Origin of the sequence: Propioniciclava sinopodophylli, from assembly GCF_004324755.1 — a bacterium.
GTDB classification, from domain to species: domain Bacteria; phylum Actinomycetota; class Actinomycetes; order Propionibacteriales; family Propionibacteriaceae; genus Propioniciclava; species Propioniciclava sinopodophylli.
This window is the reverse complement of the sequence record NZ_SDMQ01000001.1, coordinates 163,663-179,950: the sequence shown is the minus strand read 5'-3', so window position 1 is coordinate 179,950 and position 16,288 is coordinate 163,663. Positions and strand designations below refer to the sequence as shown.

General features: G+C 73.1%; 20 protein-coding genes and 1 tRNA gene. 11 read left to right on the top strand and 10 right to left on the bottom strand.

Features of this window, described 5'->3' with window-relative positions:
- Positions 1 to 61: 61 nt before the first annotated feature.
- From ET989_RS00895 to ET989_RS00880, 4 genes are all read left to right on the top strand, one after another.
- Positions 62 to 1,222 carry a DNA polymerase III subunit delta' gene (locus ET989_RS00895; protein WP_131166672.1) on the top strand — a complete coding sequence of 387 codons (1,161 nt, stop codon included), beginning with the start codon at positions 62 to 64 and terminating at the stop codon, positions 1,220 to 1,222.
- A 78-nt stretch (positions 1,223 to 1,300) separates the two neighbouring features.
- A complete protein-coding gene (locus ET989_RS00890) occupies positions 1,301 to 2,134 on the top strand; it encodes a DoxX family protein (RefSeq protein ID WP_131166671.1) in 834 nt (277 codons plus the stop codon).
- A gap of 63 nt (positions 2,135 to 2,197) precedes the next feature.
- Positions 2,198 to 2,270, top strand: a tRNA-Thr gene (locus tag ET989_RS00885).
- Between the two features lie 25 nt (positions 2,271 to 2,295).
- Entirely contained in the window at positions 2,296 to 2,790 is a 495-nt protein-coding gene (locus ET989_RS00880; protein ID WP_131166670.1) for an NUDIX domain-containing protein, read from the top strand.
- A gap of 114 nt (positions 2,791 to 2,904) precedes the next feature.
- Here the strand turns inward: ET989_RS00880 and ET989_RS00875 are convergent, their stop codons facing one another.
- Positions 2,905 to 3,630 carry a PIG-L deacetylase family protein gene (locus tag ET989_RS00875; RefSeq protein ID WP_131166669.1) on the bottom strand — a complete coding sequence of 242 codons (726 nt, stop codon included), beginning with the start codon at positions 3,628 to 3,630 and terminating at the stop codon, positions 2,905 to 2,907.
- Positions 3,631 to 3,639: 9 nt separating this feature from the next.
- Positions 3,640 to 4,281 (bottom strand): NADPH-dependent F420 reductase, encoded by a 642-nt coding sequence (locus ET989_RS00870; protein WP_131166668.1) that lies wholly within the window; start codon positions 4,279 to 4,281, stop codon positions 3,640 to 3,642.
- A gap of 130 nt (positions 4,282 to 4,411) precedes the next feature.
- Between ET989_RS00870 and ET989_RS00865 the strand changes: the two genes are divergently transcribed.
- Genes ET989_RS00865 through ET989_RS00855 form a run of 3 tightly spaced genes read left to right on the top strand, consistent with a single transcriptional unit; the run spans position 4,412 to position 8,004 of the window.
- Entirely contained in the window at positions 4,412 to 6,238 is a 1,827-nt protein-coding gene (locus tag ET989_RS00865; protein ID WP_165489963.1) for a DUF2207 domain-containing protein, read from the top strand.
- 51 nt (positions 6,239 to 6,289) lie between these two features.
- Entirely contained in the window at positions 6,290 to 7,378 is a 1,089-nt protein-coding gene (locus tag ET989_RS00860) for an S-(hydroxymethyl)mycothiol dehydrogenase (RefSeq protein ID WP_131166666.1), read from the top strand.
- Positions 7,375 to 8,004: an MBL fold metallo-hydrolase gene (locus ET989_RS00855; protein ID WP_131166665.1), complete on the top strand. Its 630-nt coding sequence runs from the start codon at positions 7,375 to 7,377 to the stop codon at positions 8,002 to 8,004. The genes ET989_RS00860 and ET989_RS00855 overlap by 4 nt, the downstream gene beginning before the upstream one ends.
- A 21-nt stretch (positions 8,005 to 8,025) precedes the next feature.
- On the opposite strand, the gene ET989_RS00850 is transcribed toward ET989_RS00855, so the two are convergent.
- Positions 8,026 to 8,883 (bottom strand): GNAT family N-acetyltransferase, encoded by an 858-nt coding sequence (locus ET989_RS00850; RefSeq protein ID WP_131166664.1) that lies wholly within the window; start codon positions 8,881 to 8,883, stop codon positions 8,026 to 8,028.
- Positions 8,884 to 8,910: 27 nt separating this feature from the next.
- Here ET989_RS00850 and ET989_RS15100 point away from each other — a divergent pair, with 27 nt between their 5' ends.
- Entirely contained in the window at positions 8,911 to 9,192 is a 282-nt protein-coding gene (locus tag ET989_RS15100; RefSeq protein ID WP_131166663.1) for a DUF2277 domain-containing protein, read from the top strand.
- Positions 9,192 to 9,779 carry a DNA-3-methyladenine glycosylase gene (locus tag ET989_RS00840; protein ID WP_131166662.1) on the top strand — a complete coding sequence of 196 codons (588 nt, stop codon included), beginning with the start codon at positions 9,192 to 9,194 and terminating at the stop codon, positions 9,777 to 9,779. The genes ET989_RS15100 and ET989_RS00840 overlap by 1 nt, the downstream gene beginning before the upstream one ends.
- Here ET989_RS00840 and ET989_RS00835 read toward each other — a convergent pair.
- Together ET989_RS00835 and ET989_RS00830 are read right to left on the bottom strand one after the other, a co-directional pair.
- Entirely contained in the window at positions 9,764 to 10,816 is a 1,053-nt protein-coding gene (locus ET989_RS00835) for an LLM class flavin-dependent oxidoreductase (protein WP_131166661.1), read from the bottom strand. The two genes, ET989_RS00840 and ET989_RS00835, sit on opposite strands and share 16 nt — an antisense overlap.
- A gap of 139 nt (positions 10,817 to 10,955) precedes the next feature.
- Positions 10,956 to 12,323 (bottom strand): DUF222 domain-containing protein, encoded by a 1,368-nt coding sequence (locus ET989_RS00830; RefSeq protein WP_131166660.1) that lies wholly within the window; start codon positions 12,321 to 12,323, stop codon positions 10,956 to 10,958.
- Positions 12,324 to 12,462: 139 nt separating this feature from the next.
- Between ET989_RS00830 and trxA the strand changes: the two genes are divergently transcribed.
- Positions 12,463 to 12,882: a thioredoxin gene (gene trxA, locus ET989_RS00825; RefSeq protein ID WP_131166659.1), complete on the top strand. Its 420-nt coding sequence runs from the start codon at positions 12,463 to 12,465 to the stop codon at positions 12,880 to 12,882.
- On the opposite strand, the gene ET989_RS00820 is transcribed toward trxA, so the two are convergent.
- The 5 genes from ET989_RS00820 to ET989_RS00800 are packed head-to-tail and all read right to left on the bottom strand — an operon-like array spanning position 12,875 to position 15,915.
- Positions 12,875 to 13,432, bottom strand: coding sequence for a mycothiol transferase (locus tag ET989_RS00820; protein WP_131166658.1), 558 nt, complete (start codon positions 13,430 to 13,432; stop codon positions 12,875 to 12,877). The genes trxA and ET989_RS00820 overlap by 8 nt on opposite strands.
- A complete protein-coding gene (locus ET989_RS00815) occupies positions 13,416 to 14,462 on the bottom strand; it encodes an adenosine deaminase (protein WP_131166657.1) in 1,047 nt (348 codons plus the stop codon). The genes ET989_RS00820 and ET989_RS00815 overlap by 17 nt, the downstream gene beginning before the upstream one ends.
- A 9-nt stretch (positions 14,463 to 14,471) precedes the next feature.
- On the bottom strand, positions 14,472 to 15,005 hold the full coding sequence (locus ET989_RS00810; protein ID WP_131166656.1) for an alpha/beta fold hydrolase: 534 nt from the start codon (positions 15,003 to 15,005) through the stop codon (positions 14,472 to 14,474).
- 2 nt (positions 15,006 to 15,007) lie between these two features.
- The gene (locus tag ET989_RS00805) at positions 15,008 to 15,616 is read right to left on the bottom strand and encodes a TetR/AcrR family transcriptional regulator (protein ID WP_131166655.1); all 609 of its coding nucleotides are present in this window, start codon (positions 15,614 to 15,616) and stop codon (positions 15,008 to 15,010) included.
- Positions 15,613 to 15,915 carry an AMP-binding protein gene (locus tag ET989_RS00800; protein WP_206662162.1) on the bottom strand — a complete coding sequence of 101 codons (303 nt, stop codon included), beginning with the start codon at positions 15,913 to 15,915 and terminating at the stop codon, positions 15,613 to 15,615. The genes ET989_RS00805 and ET989_RS00800 overlap by 4 nt, the downstream gene beginning before the upstream one ends.
- Positions 15,916 to 16,065: 150 nt before the next feature.
- Between ET989_RS00800 and ET989_RS00795 the strand changes: the two genes are divergently transcribed.
- Entirely contained in the window at positions 16,066 to 16,278 is a 213-nt protein-coding gene (locus ET989_RS00795) for an SRPBCC family protein (protein WP_131166654.1), read from the top strand.
- The last annotated feature ends 10 nt before the right edge of the window (positions 16,279 to 16,288 follow it).

The window sequence follows — 16,288 nt, the reverse complement described above, 5'->3', positions numbered from 1 at the left end:
TCGACCCCGAGCGCACCCCCGACGAGGAAGAAGTGTCGGACGAGCCCGGCAGGCTGTCCGAGTGACCACCTCACCACCCGCCGGCTCCGGGGTCTGGGCCGAGCTCGTCGGCCAGGAGCGGGCCGTCGAGGTGCTGCGCCGGGCCGTCACCGGCGAGCGGCACGCGATGACGCACGCCTGGCTCGTCACCGGCCCGCCAGGCTCGGGCCGCTCGAACGCCGCCAAGGCCTTCGCGGCCGCCCTGCAGTGCGAGCGCGGCGGCTGCGGTGCGTGCACCGCCTGCCGCACCGCGCTCTCGGGGGCCCACCCCGACGTGACGCTGGTGCGCACCGAGCAACTCTCCATCGGCGTCGACGAGGTGCGCGACCTCGTCCGCCGCGCGGCCATGGCGCCCACGCTGGGCGGGCGGCAGGTGCTCGTCGTCGAGGACGCCGACCGCGTCACCGAGCGCGGGGCGGACGCCCTGCTGAAGGCCATCGAGGAGCCCGCGCCGCGCACCGTCTGGGTGCTCTGCGCCCCCACGCCCGAGGACGTCATCGTCACCATCCGCTCGCGCTGCCGCCGCGTCGAGCTCGCCACCCCGAGCGAGACCGCCATCGCCCAGCTGCTGGAGCAGCGCGACGGCGTCCCCAGCGAGATGGCCGCCCACGCCGCCCGCGTCGCGCAGGGCCACGTGGGCCGCGCCCGCGCCATCGCCCGCAACGAGGACGCGCGGCGCCGCCGCAGCGAGATCCTGCACATCCCCGCCCAGCTGACCACGCTCGGGGCCTGCCTCCAGGCGGCCGCCAATCTGGTGGCCGCGGCGTCCGAGGAGGCCACGGCCTCGACGGAGGCGATCGACGCCCGTGAGCGCGCTGCGCTGTCCGAGGCGCTCGGCATGACCGCGAAGGGCGCCCGCCCCCGACACGCCCAGGCCGCGCTCCGCGACCTGGAGGATCAGCAGAAGGCCCGCGCCAAGCGCCTCCAGCGCGACGCGCTCGACCGGGTGCTGACCGAGCTCACCGGCTACTACCGGGACGTGTTCGCGCTGCAGACCAAGGCGACCCAGCGGCTGATCAACGCCGACCTGGCGGTCGACCTGACCACCGTCGCGCGACGCACCCACCCCGAGCAGACGATCGCCAGGCTCGACGCGATCCTCACCTGCCGCGAGGCGTTGGAGACCAACGTCGCCCCGCTGCTGGCCATGGAGTCGCTGATGATCAGCCTCCACGCGGCGTGAGTGTCGCTCCCCGGCATCGGGGGGAGCCTTTGGGAGCATGGGCATGGACGTATGCCCCTGCCAGCAAAGGACTTCCCCATGGTCGACAACCGAACCGACGGATACGACGAGTCGTCGCGCGACGCGTGGGATGCGGATACGACCGAGCCCGCGCAGGAGCGCACCGGGGCCACCGCCGCCACGCAGGTCGAGGCCGAGCGCGCCGAGGCTGAGCGCACCGACGCCGTTTACCATGACGCCTCCGACGAGCGCGTCGACGCCGCCCGCGCCCAGGCCGACGCCGAGCGCGAGCGCCTGGTCGCCGAGCGTGCCGCCCGCCGCGAGGCCCGCCTCGCCGCCCTCGCGCCGGCCCCCGAGCCGGAGCCGCAGTTCCACGCGGCCCCTGCCGCGGACACCGCGGCTGCCCCGGTCGCCGCCGGCGCCACCGCGGTGTCCGAGCTGCCCGTGCGCACCGAGACCCTGACCGTGATCCAGCGCAGCAACGACAAGTTCGCCGGCTCGCTGGGCCTGTTCCTGCTGCGCCTCGTCGTCGCCGCCATCGTCGGCATCCGTGGCCTGTACCACCTGCTCAACCTGCCGGCCACGACCGAGCTGATCCAGAACACCGTGATCCCCGCGCCGAGCATCATGGCGATCATGCTCGGGGCGGCCGAGGTGGCCATCGCCATCGCGCTGGTGTTCGGCCTGCTCACCCGCGTCGCGGGGCTCGGCCTCATGCTGGTGGCCGGCGGCGCGCTGGGCTTCGTGCTCTGGGGCCCGTGGAGCCCGTTCACGGCCGGACAGGCCGGCTTCACCGGCGAGCTGGAGCTGCTGCTGGTCGCCGTCGGCCTGCTGTTCCTGCTGGTCGGTGGCGGCGGCTGGTCGGTCGACCACGGCTTCCGCGCCCGCCGCGCGGACGCCCGCGCCGCCTGATCCGCCCCGGTTTCACGCTGCGGGCCCGAGTTGCTAGAGTGTGGCCTCGGTCCGCGGGGCCGCGCCACCTTAGCTCAGTTGGTAGAGCAACGCACTCGTAATGCGTAGGTCAGCAGTTCGAATCTGCTAGGTGGCTCTCTTCATGCCCGGAGGGGGTTTGGATGGGCACGCCCGACTTCATCCTGGAGCTGCGGGAGCGAATCGGCACCGCCCCCCTGTGGCTCTCGGGCTCCACCGCGGGCATCCACCGCACCCGCCCGGACGGCACCCCCGAGTGGCTGCTCGTCCGCCGCGCCGACTCCGGTGCGTGGTCCGTCGTCACCGGCATCGTCGACCCGGGCGAGCATCCGGCCGAGGCCGCCGCGCGCGAGGCGCTGGAGGAGGCCGGGGTCGTCGTCGAGGTCGAACGCCTCGTGTGGCAGGACGTCACCGACATGCGCACCTACGACAACGGCGACCAGACGCAGTACATCAACCACACCTTCCGGTGCCTCTGGGTCTCCGGCGAGCCGCACCCGGCCGACGGCGAGAACACCGAGGCGGCCTTCTTCACCGCCGACGCGCTCCCTGAGCTGGACGACGACCACGCCCGCGCCATGGGCGTCCTGATCGCGGACGCCCCCGAGTGCGGCCTCGGGCCGATGCCGCCGGCCTGACCCGGGTCAGCCCGTGATGACGCGGGCGGCATCAAGGCGACGGCGAGCAGCAGGATCAGCACCTCGAGCCCGAACGCGAGCGCCCCACCACCCGAGGCGTCCGGCGCGCGCTGGTCAGCGCAGGCGGTGGGCGCGGAACAGCACCCCGTGAGGGACGCCGAGGGCTTGGCCCTGCCCCTGCAGCATCTCCGGGATGAACTCCGCCGGCTTCGGGTGGTCGGGCAGGTCGGCAAGGTAGGCCCTGTGGGCCGACAGGGACGCCACCGAGGCGGCCACGTCCTCGGCGTCCACCTCGACGCCGTGCGTCGGCTGGGCGGGTCCGGTGACCAGCAGCCAGGTCGGGCCCCACTTGGGCAGCCCCTCGTCGGTGGCCAGTTCCGGGAACACCCACGTGTTGTCGGCGTCGCGGCAGGCGTCCAGCGTGGCGAGGCCGGCCGCGCGATGGTCGGCCTGGTTGAGGCCCCAGGGCGCCTCGACGTCCCAGGAGCCCGTGACGACGACGTCCGGCTTGAACTGCCGGATGACGCGAGCGATGTCGCGGCGCAACTCGAGGGTGGGCATCAGCGTGCCGTCGGGGTGGTCGAGGATCGTCAGCTGCTCGACGCCGACCGCCGCGCAGGCATCGGCCTGCTCGCGGGCACGCAGCGGCCCGACCACCTCGGGCGGGGACTGCATGCCCGCCTCGCCGGAGGTCAGCAGCAGGTAGGCGACCTCGATGCCGTGGCGGGTCCAGTGCCGGACGGCCGCCGACGCGCCGTACTCCATGTCGTCGGGGTGGGCCACCACGCACAGCACGCGGGTGAAGTCGTCGGGGAGCCGTTCGATGCGGGGCGCGTCCATGCCGACAGGCTACGCGGCGCGGGCGCGGGACCGTTCGACCGCGGCCCGCAGGCCGTCGGCGTCCACCCAGCGCCCGAACACGGGGGCGTCTCCCTCCAGGTGGCGCCCGTCGGCGAAGGGCAGCTCGACCGGGTCGAAGCCCAGGTCGTCCAGCAGGGCGGCGACGGCGGCGCGCGCCTCGACGTCGTCGGACGCCGCGGCCACGGCCCGGCGCTCGGGGTGCCCGGCGGGGCGGGCGTCGTTCTCCAGGTCGTGGTAGCCGAGGTGGTTCAGCGACTTCACCAGCCGCATGTCCGGGTTGAGCGCCTGGACCCAGTGGCTGGAGGAGGAGGCAGCCGCGACCGCGTCGTGCGCGCCGTCGACGGGGTACCAGTGGTTCATCGCGTCGACGACGACCTTGCCCGACAGGGCGGCCAGGTCGACCGTGCCCACCTTCGACAACGGGACGGCGAGCACGACCACCTCGGAGCCCGCCACGACCTCGGCCTCGGAGACCAGACGGGCGCCGGGCAGCATCGTCTCGACGATCAGCGCCTGCATGGGCCGGGTCGGGCTCGCGGAGACGAGCACCTGCCAGCCCGCGGCCAACGCGAGGCGTCCGAGCGTGGTGCCGACCTTGCCGGCGCCGATGATCCCGAGCGTTTTCGTCACCTCCGGGCAACGCCCGGCCCGGCCGGGGCATTCCCGGCCCCGGGCAACCCCTCAGATCGACCTCGGTCGGCAGCGGACGCCGCGGGCGGGTGGCTACGGTGGAGGGGACCCCGATCGTCAGGAGCGCCCCATGCGTCGGACCGTCCGACTCGTCAGCATCCTCGTTGCCACCCTCGCGCTGGTCCTGGGCCTCGGCCCCATGGCCCACGCGGACGACGACGACACCCCCCGTGAATGGCGGATCACCCGCTACGACGCCCAGGTCGACGTCGCGGCCGACGGGCTGAGCACCGTCCGGCTCGAGTTCGACTTCCACTTCGGCAACAGCCCCGGGCACGGCCCCTTCATCACGCTGCCGCGCCAGCAGGAGGTCGCCGACGACCCCGACGTGTGGCGGATGATCGACATCGACATCACCGGCGTGTCCAGCCCGACCGGGGCCCCCGTCGAGACGCAGGAGACGACGCAGGACGGCTCGCTGGTGCTGCGGGTCGGACGCGAAGGCACCCGCGTGCGCGGCACCCAGACCTACGTCATCACCTACACCGCACACGGGTTGCTGGCCCCGCGCCACGCGACGAGCGGCCTGGCCGAGTTCAACTGGAACGTCATCGGCACCGGTTGGCAGGTGCCCATCGACAGCGTCACCGCCCGGGTCACCGGCCCCGCCGACGTGGTGCAGACCGCCTGCTTCTCCGGAAGCCGCTTCGACCAGGCGTGCAAGGCGAGCCACGCCGGGCCCACCGCGAGCTTCGCCGCGGGCGGGCTCGAGCCGGGCGAGGGCGTCCAGGTCGTGGCCGGCTTCCCCGTGGACACCTTCGTCGGGGCCGAACCCCGGTTCACGAAGCGCTACCACCTCGGCAACGTCGTGCCGCTGACCCCGCTGAGTCTTGGCCTGACCGGCGCGCTGACCGCGCTCGGCATCGGCGGCGTGTTGCTGAAGGCGCGCCGCTGGTCCCGGGACGAGGTCTACCTCGGCCTGACCCCCGGCGTCCGTCCCGCGCCGGGCGAGGCGTCCCGCGTCGGTCCGGCCTCGGAGAAGACGCCCGTGGCGGTGCAGTTCACGCCGCCGCCGGGCGCGCACGTGGGCGAGGTCGGCGTCCTGCTCGACACCCGCGCCGACAACGTTGACGTGACCGCGACGATCCTCGACCTGGCCGCGCGCGGGCACTACCAGATCGTCGAGGACGGCACCGACTGGCTCTTCGTCCGGCGGCGCACGGACGATCCGCTGACCCCGCCCGAGCGGCACATCGTCGATGTGATGTTCTCCCGCGGCAACCAGGTCAGCACCTCCGACCTACGCCACAAGCGCTACCACAAGCTCCTGTCGGGGGCGCGGGAGCGCCTGCAGGACCGGGTGACCAACGAGCTGCGCTGGTTCAAGGGCAGCCCTCAGGTCGCCCAGGGGCTGGCGCTGGCCGGCGCCGCCCTCCTCGTCGTGGCCGGCCTGGCCATCGGCGCGGTGCTCGGCTTCGCCTTCGAACTGGGCCTGGTCGGGCTCGCCCCGGTCATCGCCGGGCTCGTGCTCGCGCCGCTGGCGTTCCGCGCCGGACGCCGCACCGCCGAGGGCTCTGCCGTCCTCGCCCAGGCGAAGGGCTTCGAGCTCTACCTGCGCACCGCCGAGGCGGACCAGATCAGGTTCGAGGAGGGCATCGACGTGTTCTCCCGCTACCTGCCGTGGGCGACGATCTTCGGCGTCGCGGACCGCTGGGCCAAGGTGTTCGAGCAGCTGGCCGCCGAGGGGCGCTACACCCCGACCGACGACTGGTACGTGGGCCACAGCCTCTACCAGGGCGCCTACTTCACCTCGGCGATGAACAACCTCACGCACACCCTGAGCGAGTCGATGCAGGCGGCCGTGGCGTCCCAGACGGCGGCGACCGCGGGGTCCAGCGGCGGCTCGGGCTTCTCCGGTGGCGGCGGCTTCGGCGGAGGTGGCGGCGGGGGTTGGTGACCCTTGCCGGGCTTGCCTAGGATCGGCGCAGACCGACCGAGAGGAGCCACCATGCCCCAGACCGTCAAGGGCGTCATCGCCCGCGCCAAGGGAGCGCCCGTCGAGCTCGTCGACATCGTGGTGCCCGACCCGGGGCCGGGCGAGGCGGTGGTCGCCGTGCAGGCCTGCGGCGTGTGCCACACCGACCTGCACTACCGCGAGGGCGGCATCAACGACGACTTCCCGTTCCTGCTCGGCCACGAGGCCGCGGGCGTGGTCGAGGCCGTCGGTGAGGGCGTCACCAACGTCGCGCCCGGCGACTTCGTGATCCTGAACTGGCGCGCCGTGTGCGGTCAGTGCCGTGCCTGCCGCAAGGGCAAGCCGTGGTACTGCTTCGCCACCCACAACGCGACGCAGAAGATGACGCTCGCCGAGGACGGCACCGAGCTCACGCCGGCCCTGGGCATCGGCGCCTTCATCGAGAAGACGCTCGTCGCCGCCGGCCAGTGCACCAAGGTCGACCCGGACGCCGACCCGGCGGCCGTCGGCCTGTTGGGCTGCGGTGTCATGGCCGGCTTCGGCGCCATGGTCAACACCGGCGGCGTGGGCCTGGGCGACACCGCGGCGGTCATCGGCTGCGGCGGCGTCGGCAACGCCGCCATCGCGGGCGCCCGCATCGCCGGGGCCACCACCGTCGTCGCCGTCGACGTGGACGACCGCAAGCTCGAACAGGCCCGCGCGCTGGGCGCGACCCACACGGTCAACGCGAAGGTGATGGACGCCGTCGAGGCTGTCAAGCAGCTCACCGGAGGCTTCGGGGCCGACGTGGTCGTCGATGCGGTCGGCCGCCCCGAGACCTACCGCCAGGCGTTCGACATGCGCGACCTGGCCGGCACCGTCGTGCTCGTCGGTGTCCCGACCCCCGACATGACCGTCGAGCTGCCCCTGCTGGAGGTCTTCGGACGGGGCGGCTCGCTCAAGTCGAGCTGGTACGGCGACTGCCTCCCCGAGCGTGACTTCCCGATGCTGGTCGACCTCTACCGCCAGGGCCGCTTCGACCTGGACGCCTTCGTCAGCGAGCGCATCGGCATCGACGACGTCGAGGAGGCGTTCGAGAAGATGCACGCCGGCGACGTGCTGCGCTCGGTGGTGGTCCTGTGACCGCGCGCATCGACCACGCGGTCACCTCGGGCACCTTCTCCCTCGACGGCGGCACCTGGGAGGTCGACAACAACGTGTGGGTGGTCGGCGACGACGACGAGTGCATCGTGCTGGACGCCCCCCACGACCCGGCCGCCATCGCCGAGGTGGTGGGCGGACGCCGTGTGCTCGCCATCGTCTGCACGCACGGGCACGACGACCACGTCCGGTTCGCCCCCGAGCTGGCCGACCTGGTGGACGCCCCCATCTGGCTCCACCCCGACGACCGCGTGCTGTGGGACGCCGTCCACCCCGACCGGGCCCCGGACGGCGGTCTCGCCGACGGGCAGGTCATCTCCGTCGGCGGCACCGACCTCACCGTGCTGCACACGCCAGGCCACGCGCCGGGCGCGGTGTGCCTGTACGCGCCCGACCTCGGGGTTCTGTTCTCCGGCGACACCCTCTTCCGGGGCGGCCCGGGCGCCACGGGACGGTCCTACAGCTCGTTCGACACGATCATCGGGTCGATCACGGACCGGCTCTTCGCCCTGCCCGACGAGACGGTCGTGCACACCGGGCACGGCGACTCCACGACGATCGGTGCCGAGCGCCCCGGCCTCGACGATTGGCTGGCACGCGGGCACTGACCGCGGCCGAGCGGGGGTCGCTCAGCTGAGCGACCCCCAGTAGCCGCGTAGCGAGATCGCCCGGCGCATGCCCAGCGACTCGTACAGCGCGATGGCGGGGGCGCGGTCGTCATCGACGGTGAGGTGCACCTTGGTCGTGTGCCCCTCGACCACGAGGTTCCTGGCGAGCTCGCCCAGCAGTCCCCGCGCGATGCCGTGGCCGCGGTAGCGGTCCTCGACGGCCATGAAGTCGATGTAGGCGCTGCCGTCGTCCTGCAGCTGTCCCGCCGCGTAGCCGACGACGCGGCCGTCCCGCTCCGCCTCCAGCGTCGTGTGCCGGGTGAGCAGCTGGGCCGTCGTCGCGTAGGTCTTGGGGAACTCCGCCTCGTGCAGGGTCGCCAGGGCCGGCAGGTCGGCGTCCGTCGCGGGGCGGATGCCCTCGACCGTCGGCCAGTGCGCGACGGCCACTGCCGCCACCTCGTAGGCGTGGTTCACCTTGCTGGGGCGCCAGCCGAGGCGCTCGGCCAGAGCGGCGAGCGAGGTGTTGGCGACGTCGCCGCTGACCTCGAACTCGCTGATCTCCGGGGGGCACTGGGCCGCCACGGCGCGCAGGAGCGGCTCGCCGACCGCGTCGAACTGCCCTGGCGCCGCCCACGGGCCGTACACCCAGGCGCGCCCGACCTCGGCGTCCCACTCAGCCAGCGCGGCGCCCCTCAGGCCGGCGTCCGTCGTGAGGACGCGCGCGGTCTCGAGCCACGGCTGATCGAGGCCCTCCAGCTCGGCCTCGACGCCGGCGGGTTCGTCGCCGAGGTAGGTCGTCGCCGTCGACGGGGAGGCCTGCTGTGCGGAGATGAAGGCCAGCAGCCCGGCGCGATCCGTGGTCGCGGTGGGTTCAGTCATGCCCCCCATCGTGGCAGGGTGGGCCCCATGTGCCGCAACATCCGACCGTTGTTCAATTTCGAGCCCCCGGCGTACCCGGACGAGGTGCACGAGGCCGCGCTGCAGTACGTCCGCAAGATCAGCGGCATGAACAAGCCGTCGATCCCGAACCAGGTGGCGTTCGACGAGGCGGTCGTCGCCATCGAGGCGGCCACCCAGCAGCTCATCGCGTCGCTGTCGACCAGCGCGGCACCCAAGGACCGGGAGGTCGAGCGCGAGAGGGCCCGCGCCCGCAACGCCGCCCGCTTCGGGACGCCCGCCTCGGCCTGATGGACCTCACCCGCCGTGCCTTGCAGGTCGCGCCCGAGCTGCTGGGGTGCGTGCTGCGGGTGCGCGGCATCGGGGTGCGGATCGTCGAGGTCGAGGCGTACGAGGGGGCCGACGACCCGGCCTCGCACGCGTGGCAGGGGCCGACCGCGCGCAACGCGTCGATGTTCGAGGCGGGCGGGCGCATCTACGTCTACACGCTGCACGGGCACGCGTGCCTCAACGTCGTGTGCGGGCCCGAGGGCGTCGCCTCGGCGGTGCTGGTGCGGGCCGGCGAGGTCGTCGAGGGCATCGAGGAGGCGCGGGAGCGTCGGCCCGGGGTGCGGGACGCCTGGCTCGCACGCGGCCCCGGCAACCTCTGCCGCGCCCTGGGCGTCACGCGGGCCGACGACGGGACCGTGCTCGGCTCTGGCGGCATCGAGCTGGTGCCCGGTGCGGCGCCGGCCGGGGTACGCGCCGGCGTCCGCGTGAACGTGTCGCGGGCGTTCGCCCGGCCGTGGCGGTTCTGGGACGCCGGGTCGGCGTCCGTCTCGGCGGCGAAGCTGCACCCCGCCGCCCGCGCGGCCGCGCCGCGTCAGCCCAGCGGGTAGCCGGTGACGGGGCCCTGGGTGTTGGGCTGCCAGCCCAGCGCGGGGGCGACGTGCTCGGCGAAGTTCGACAGGATGCGCAGGTTCGGCTCCGGGCCCAACTGGCTCGGGATGGTCAGCATCAGCGTGTCGGCGGCCATCACCGCGGCGTCCTCGCGCAGCTGGTCGATGAGCTCGTCCGGCTCGCCGATGAAGGAGCGCCCGAAGGTGGAGCGGAACCCGTCGATGACCCCGATCTGGTCGGAGCCCTCGGCGCGGCGGAGCTGGAGCCACATCGCGTCCTCGGCGTCCACGATCGGGAAGACGCTGCGGCTCACCGAGACCCGGGGCGTCCAGCCGTGGCCGGCGGCGGCGAAGGCCTCGCGGTAGCGGTCGATCTGCTCGGCCTGGAGGTCGCCGAGGGTCTGGCCGGTCGCCTCGGTGACGAGCGTGGAGCTCATGAGGTTGACGCCATGCCGGGCGGCCCACACGGCGGTCTCGCGGGTGCCGGCGCCCCACCACAGCCGCTGGCGCAGGCCCGGGGAGTGCGGCTCGACGCGCAGCCGCTGGCCGGGGCCGAACTGGCGCGGGTCGGCCTCGGCGAGGCGCTCCCCGTCGACGGCGCGGAGGAACAGGTCGAACTTGTTCCGGGCGATGTCGGCGCCACGCGGGTCGGTCGAGCCGGTGTACCCGAAGGCCTCCCAGCCGCGCAGGGCTGGCTCGGGAGAGCCGCGGCTGACGCCGATGGCGATGCGCTGGTCCGACAGCAGGTCGAGGGCCGCGAGCTCCTCGGCGAGGTGGAGGGGGTTCTCGTAGCGCATGTCGATGACGCCGGTGCCCACCTCGATGCGCTTCGTGCTGCCCGCGATGGCGGCGAGGAGGGGCACCGGCGCCGCGGCCTGGCGGGCGAAGTGGTGCACCCGGAAGTACGCCCCGTTCACGCCGAGCTCGTCGGCGCCCCGGGCGATCTCCAGGGCGTCGGTGAGCATGCCCTTCGCGTCCGGACCCTGTCGGGGGTCGCTGGCGTAGTGGCCGAAACTGAGGAATCCGAAAGCCTTCACGCTCGGTGAACCCCCACCCCGGCGGCCGTATTCCTCCGTGCATGCCGGTTGCCCGGCCGGGGTGGTTCCGGTCGGGTTCGGCGGGTGATTGGTCGGGTGGGTGTTGGACGCCGCGGGCCGCGGTGGGTGGCGACCTGGGTCAGGCGACGTAGGGCAGGGGTGTCTGTCGTTCGCCCGGGTCGGGTGGGATCGGGGCCGTGCCTGCTCGGCCGGGTGGCCCGAGGTCGTCGGGTGGCTGGTGTTCGGGTGGTTCCTGGTGCCACCACCGGTGTTGGGGTGGCTCGGGTTTGCCGATGCGGATGGTGCCGGTGGTGGTGACGGCGTACTGATAGCCCAGGGGTGAACGCCATAGGAACAGGCCGGGGGCTGGTTGTTCGAGGTGCCAGCCGCCGTGGGTCTTGAGCCGGTGGGTGAAGCTCGACAGGGGACCGAGGTTGCCCAGGTGGGTCTGCGCGTGGACGCCGGCTTGGTAGGGGATGGTGTGGTCGCCCTGGCAGGAGCCGGCCTGTCGGGTGCCGTAGGGGAACACGTCGACGGGGTTGCGCTCGCCCAGCACCCTGCGCATGGCGTCGGGCACCACATACCCGTCGAAGGCGGGCACGGTGGTGTCGATGACGATCGGGCGGACGGTGACCTGGCAGCCGGTGAGGATCGTCCCGAGTTGGGAGAGCAGCACGTGCCCCCACCCGGCGAGGTGGGCGGTGCCGTTGCTCGGGTCGGCCAGGTCGGTGCTGTGGAGGCGCACGACGATCTCGGCTGTCCGGGTCACGCCGTTGGTGGGGAGGGTGTCCTGCCCGAGCACGCTGCGGGCCATCAAACCCAAGGCGCCGGCACGCCGGTGGTCGATGGTCTCCCCGTCCAGGTTCTCGGCGAGGTGGTTGAGGGCGTCGTCGAGGGCGAGGCCGTCGGCGGCGTCCAACTGGCCCCACAGGCCGACGTGGCCGTCCGTGATCGGGCCGAGGTCGACCCGTCGGCGTCCGGCAGCCGCTGCGGCGTTGGCGGCGGCCTGGGTGGGGTCGGCCTTGACCAGCCAGCGTTCGAGCTGGCCCTTCACGCGTGCCCAGGGTTGGAGGGCCAGGGCGTGGGCGCACATGCGGTCGAACCGACTGCAGGCGTCGGCGTCGAGCTTCGCGGCTGCGGCGGCGTCGGCGACCAGGAAGGCCTCGTGGGCGCGGATGTCGCCGGTGACCACGAGCGTCCAGAGGGTGGGGTGGCGGTGGCGCAGGTTGAGGACCCGGTGGATGCGGAGCACGGTGGCGCCGATGCCGGCGCCGAGCAGGCCGGCGATCTCGCCGATGACGAACTCCCCGATGTGTGGGGTGCCGTCGGCACCGCCGGGCACCCAGCGTTCGCACCCGTCGACCAGCACGGACTCGTCCACCTCGTGCAGGTCACACAACGCGGCGATGGCCAAGCACTGCGCGACCTCGGCGGCGCGGATCGTGTCGGTGGCGTGGTCGAGCGCTGCTGCTGCCACCGCCACCGAATCCAGGACCAGTTCCGCCATGAACCAACCCTCCCAGCCCCCACTGACAATTTCCGAACGAGGGGCCGAATCCGCCGGCGTCCAGGCATCACGATCAAGTCACGGTCACAGGAGGCGGCGAGACCGCCGGATGACGTCGGCCAGCCCCTACGCTAGCCCCATGGCAAAGGTGGTCGCGTGCCCGGGGTGCGGCACGAAGAACAGGGTTCCGGAGGCGTCGACGGGGCACCCGCGGTGCGCGTCGTGCAAGGCCGATCTCCCGTGGCTGGTCGAGGCCGGTGACCGCACGTTCGACGCCGCCGTCGACACGAACCTGCTGGTCGTCCTCGACCTCTGGGCGCCGTGGTGCGGGCCGTGCCGGATGATCGCGCCGATCCTCGACAAGATCGCCACCGAGTACGCCGGGCGGGTCAAGGTGGTGAAGGTGAACGTCGACGACAACCCCGACGTGTCCTACCAGTTCAAGGTGCAGAGCATCCCGCTGGTCGTGCTGCTGAAGGACGGTCAGCAGGTCGACACCCTCATGGGTGCCCAGTCGCCGCAGGCCTACCGCCAGCGCATCGACGCCGCGCTCAGCTGACCGGACGCCAGTCCTCCGGCGGGTCCTCGCCGACGCGCCCGTCGACGGCCTCGCGCAGGAGGTCGGCGTGGCCGGTGTGGCGCGCGTACTCCTCGAGCAGGTCGAACAGCACGCGGCGCAGCGACACGGTCACGCCCCACTGCTGACCGAGGGCGACCGTCTGGTCCAACCCGCCGGACGCCAGCAGCTCGGCCGTCCGTTCCCGGGCCCGGGCGACGACCCCGTCGTAGAGCGCGTACAGCTCCTCGGGGGAGTCGGTCGCGGCCGACTCGAACGCCCACAGGTGCGCGTCCTCGCGGGCGAAGGGCTCCCACGGCCGGGACGCATCGATGTCCCAGGTCATCTTGAGCGCTTCGCAGGCTGCCAGGTGCTTCAGCAGCGCGCCCAGCGACAGCGACGAACTCGGCAACCGGAAACCCAGCGCCTCGGCGTCCAGGCCATCGGCCTTCCAGCGGAACGTCCAGCGCTGCCTGTCCAGCGCGCCGACCAGGTGCTCGATCTCGGTGCCCGCGAGGGGCGGCTCCCAGGGTGGATCAACGTGGTCCGTCATGGGCCGAGCCTACGAGCCAGTCGTCCACCTCGGCCAGCCACTGCGCCTTGTCGGTGTCCGAGGCGAAGGACGCCTCGATGGACGCCTTCGCCAGCCCGGCCAGGCGGGTGTCGTCCAGGCCGTGCACCGAGCGCGCCGTCTCGTACTGGTCCACCAGGCGCGACAGGAACAGCAGCGGGTCGTCGGCCCCGAGCGCGACCTGGGCGCCGGCGTCCAGCAGCGGGCGCAGCGGCACGTCGGCGAGGGTGGGGTAGACGCCCAGGTGCACGTTGGAGGCCGGGCACACCTCGAAGGCGACGCCGGCGTCCACGAGGCGCGCGAGCAACGCAGGGTCCTCCACGGCCCGGACGCCGTGGCCGATGCGGGTGGGCTCCAGGTGCTCGGCGACCTCGGCGAGGTGCTCGGGCCCGCGCAGCTCGCCGCCGTGCGGTACCCCCGGCAGGCCGGCGCGCCGGGCGATGCGGAACGCGCCGTCCCACTCGGCGGTGTCGCCCTCCCACTCGTTGTTGTTCAGGCCGAACGCGCACACCTCGCCGGGGCCCTGGCCCGCGTGGCGGGCGGCCAGCCGCGCGAGCGTACGGGCGTCGAAGGGGTGGCGGATGCGGGAGGCGGCCACGATGATGCCCACCTGGACGCCCGTCTCGGCCGAGGCCACCCTCGCCTCGTCGCAGATGATCTCCAAGGCGGGTTGCAGCCCCCCGACCGAGGGGGCGTACGAGGTGGGGTCGACCTGCAGTTCCAGCCGGCGTGACCCCTCGGCCGCGTCCTCGCGGGCGGCGGAGCGGACGACGGTGCGCAGGGCGTCCTCGCCCTGCACGGCGGCGCGGGCGATGTCGTAGAGGCGCTGGAAGCGGAACCAGCCGCGCTTGTCGGCTGGCACCTCCAGGGCGATGGCGTCGACGAGCTGGTCGGGCAGCTCGATGTCGCGGGCTTCCGCGAGCTGCTGCAGGGTGGGCACCGACAGCGAACCCGTGAAGTGGAGGTGGAGGTGGGCCTTGGGGAGCGTCGCGAGATCCCGTCCGGCCACCATCCGCCGACCCTACACGCGCGCCCCCGCGAGGGCGTCCCGCACGGCGCCCGCCACCGCGGTCGCCCCCGGGTCGGACAGTGTGATCGTGTAGTGGTTCACGTCGGGCACCTCGACCACGCGCACGCGGGGCTGCCGCTCGACCTGCTCGGCCACCCACGCGGCGGGGCACAGGCCGCCGTCGACCAGGACGAGCCCGGAGACCAGACCCGCGTGCTCGTGGGCGAGGGTGACCACGACGTAGCCGCCCATCGAGTGCCCCACGGCGAGGCAGCGCCCGACGCCGAACTCGGCCAGCAGGGCCGACAGGTCGGCCGCGTGACGGGACATGCCGTACGGCCCGGGCAGCGCCCGGGAGCCGCCGCGTCCGCGCAGGTCGGGGGCGATGATGCGCACGTCCGGCAGCTGGCGGGCCAGCGGCGCCCACGCCTTGTGGGAGGACGTGATGCCGTGCACGGCGAGAATGGTGGGCGTGGTCGGGGTGGGGGCGTCCGGCTCCCAGACGCCCACGTGCAGGCCCGAGGCGGTGTCGAACTTGCGGAACATGGTCACTCCTTGTCGGGGCGCAGCGCGCGCGTGATGAAGTCGAGGGTGTGCTCGAACACGTCGTCGGGGATGGGCGGGGCGCCGTCGCTGCCCTCCTGCCAGAGGATCCAGCGCATGCCGATGATCTCGCCGATGCCCATCAGCGCCCAGGCGGTCACTTCGGGGTCGACCGGGGCGATCTCGCCGGCGTCCGAGGCAGCGGCCAGGGCCTTGCGGTAGCCGTCGACGATGCGCCCGTAGTGGAGGTGCATCGCCTCGGGGGAGACGAACTCGGCCTGCCGGATGATCCGGTAGAGCTGCGGCACCTCGGTGGTGAACGCGAAGAACGCCCGGAATCCCGCCCGCTCGGCCTCCAGACGGTTGGGGGCGGCCGCGATGGCCTGGGTCATGCGGTGGCGCATGCGGCGGTTGAGGTCCTCGACGAGCTCGTTGAAGACCTGCAGCTTGCCCTCGAAGTACAGGTAGAAGGTGCCCATGGCGACGCCGGCGCCCTCGGTGATCCGCACGATGGAGGCGTCGTGATAGCCGACCTCCCCGAACACCTTCAGCGCCGAGTCGAGGATGCGGTCGCGGGTGGCCCGCCCACGGGCGGTGCGGGGCGCGCTGCTCATCGGGTGGCCTCCTCGCGTAGGGCCGACCGCTTGACCTTCTCCAGGCTGGCCTGGGGCAGCGCGTCGACGAACCGGATCTCGGCTGGCACCTTGAACGACGCCAGGCGCCCGCGGGCGTGCCACGTGCGCAGCAGCGGCAGCGGCATCTGGGCGCCGCCGACCACCAGCAGCCGCAGGGAGGAGAGGTCCGTCGTCGCGAATCGGCGCTGCTGGGCCATCATCCGGTAGTGCGTGGGCACGCCCATCATCGTGGTGACGCGGCGGGGGCAGAGCTCGGCGCGGCGGCGTTCGGGGCGCACGCGCTGAGCGTCAGGGCCAGCGCGGCCGCGCCGGCGACGAGGAACTTCGATGTCCGCATGAGGATCCCTTCACGACGGGCGAATCACAAACCTGAATGGTGATTCACTTATCCGCAATCGTGCTGGGTGTCGGTTGAGCAGTCAAGAGTCGTGACCGACTCGTTATCCCCATCGGCCGAGAGTCCCGGGTTGGTCTACGAGGTGTCGGCCGAGAGTGGCGGACGCCTCGTCTACGACCTCGCCGAGGTGGACGGCCAGACCAAGCTGACCGTCACCACCACCGGCGGCCCCGCGACCGGTGCCCAGGCGGCCGAAGGGACGCCCTGGATCTACTCCCAGCTCAAGACGCTGTTGGAGGCGTAGGGGCCCTCGG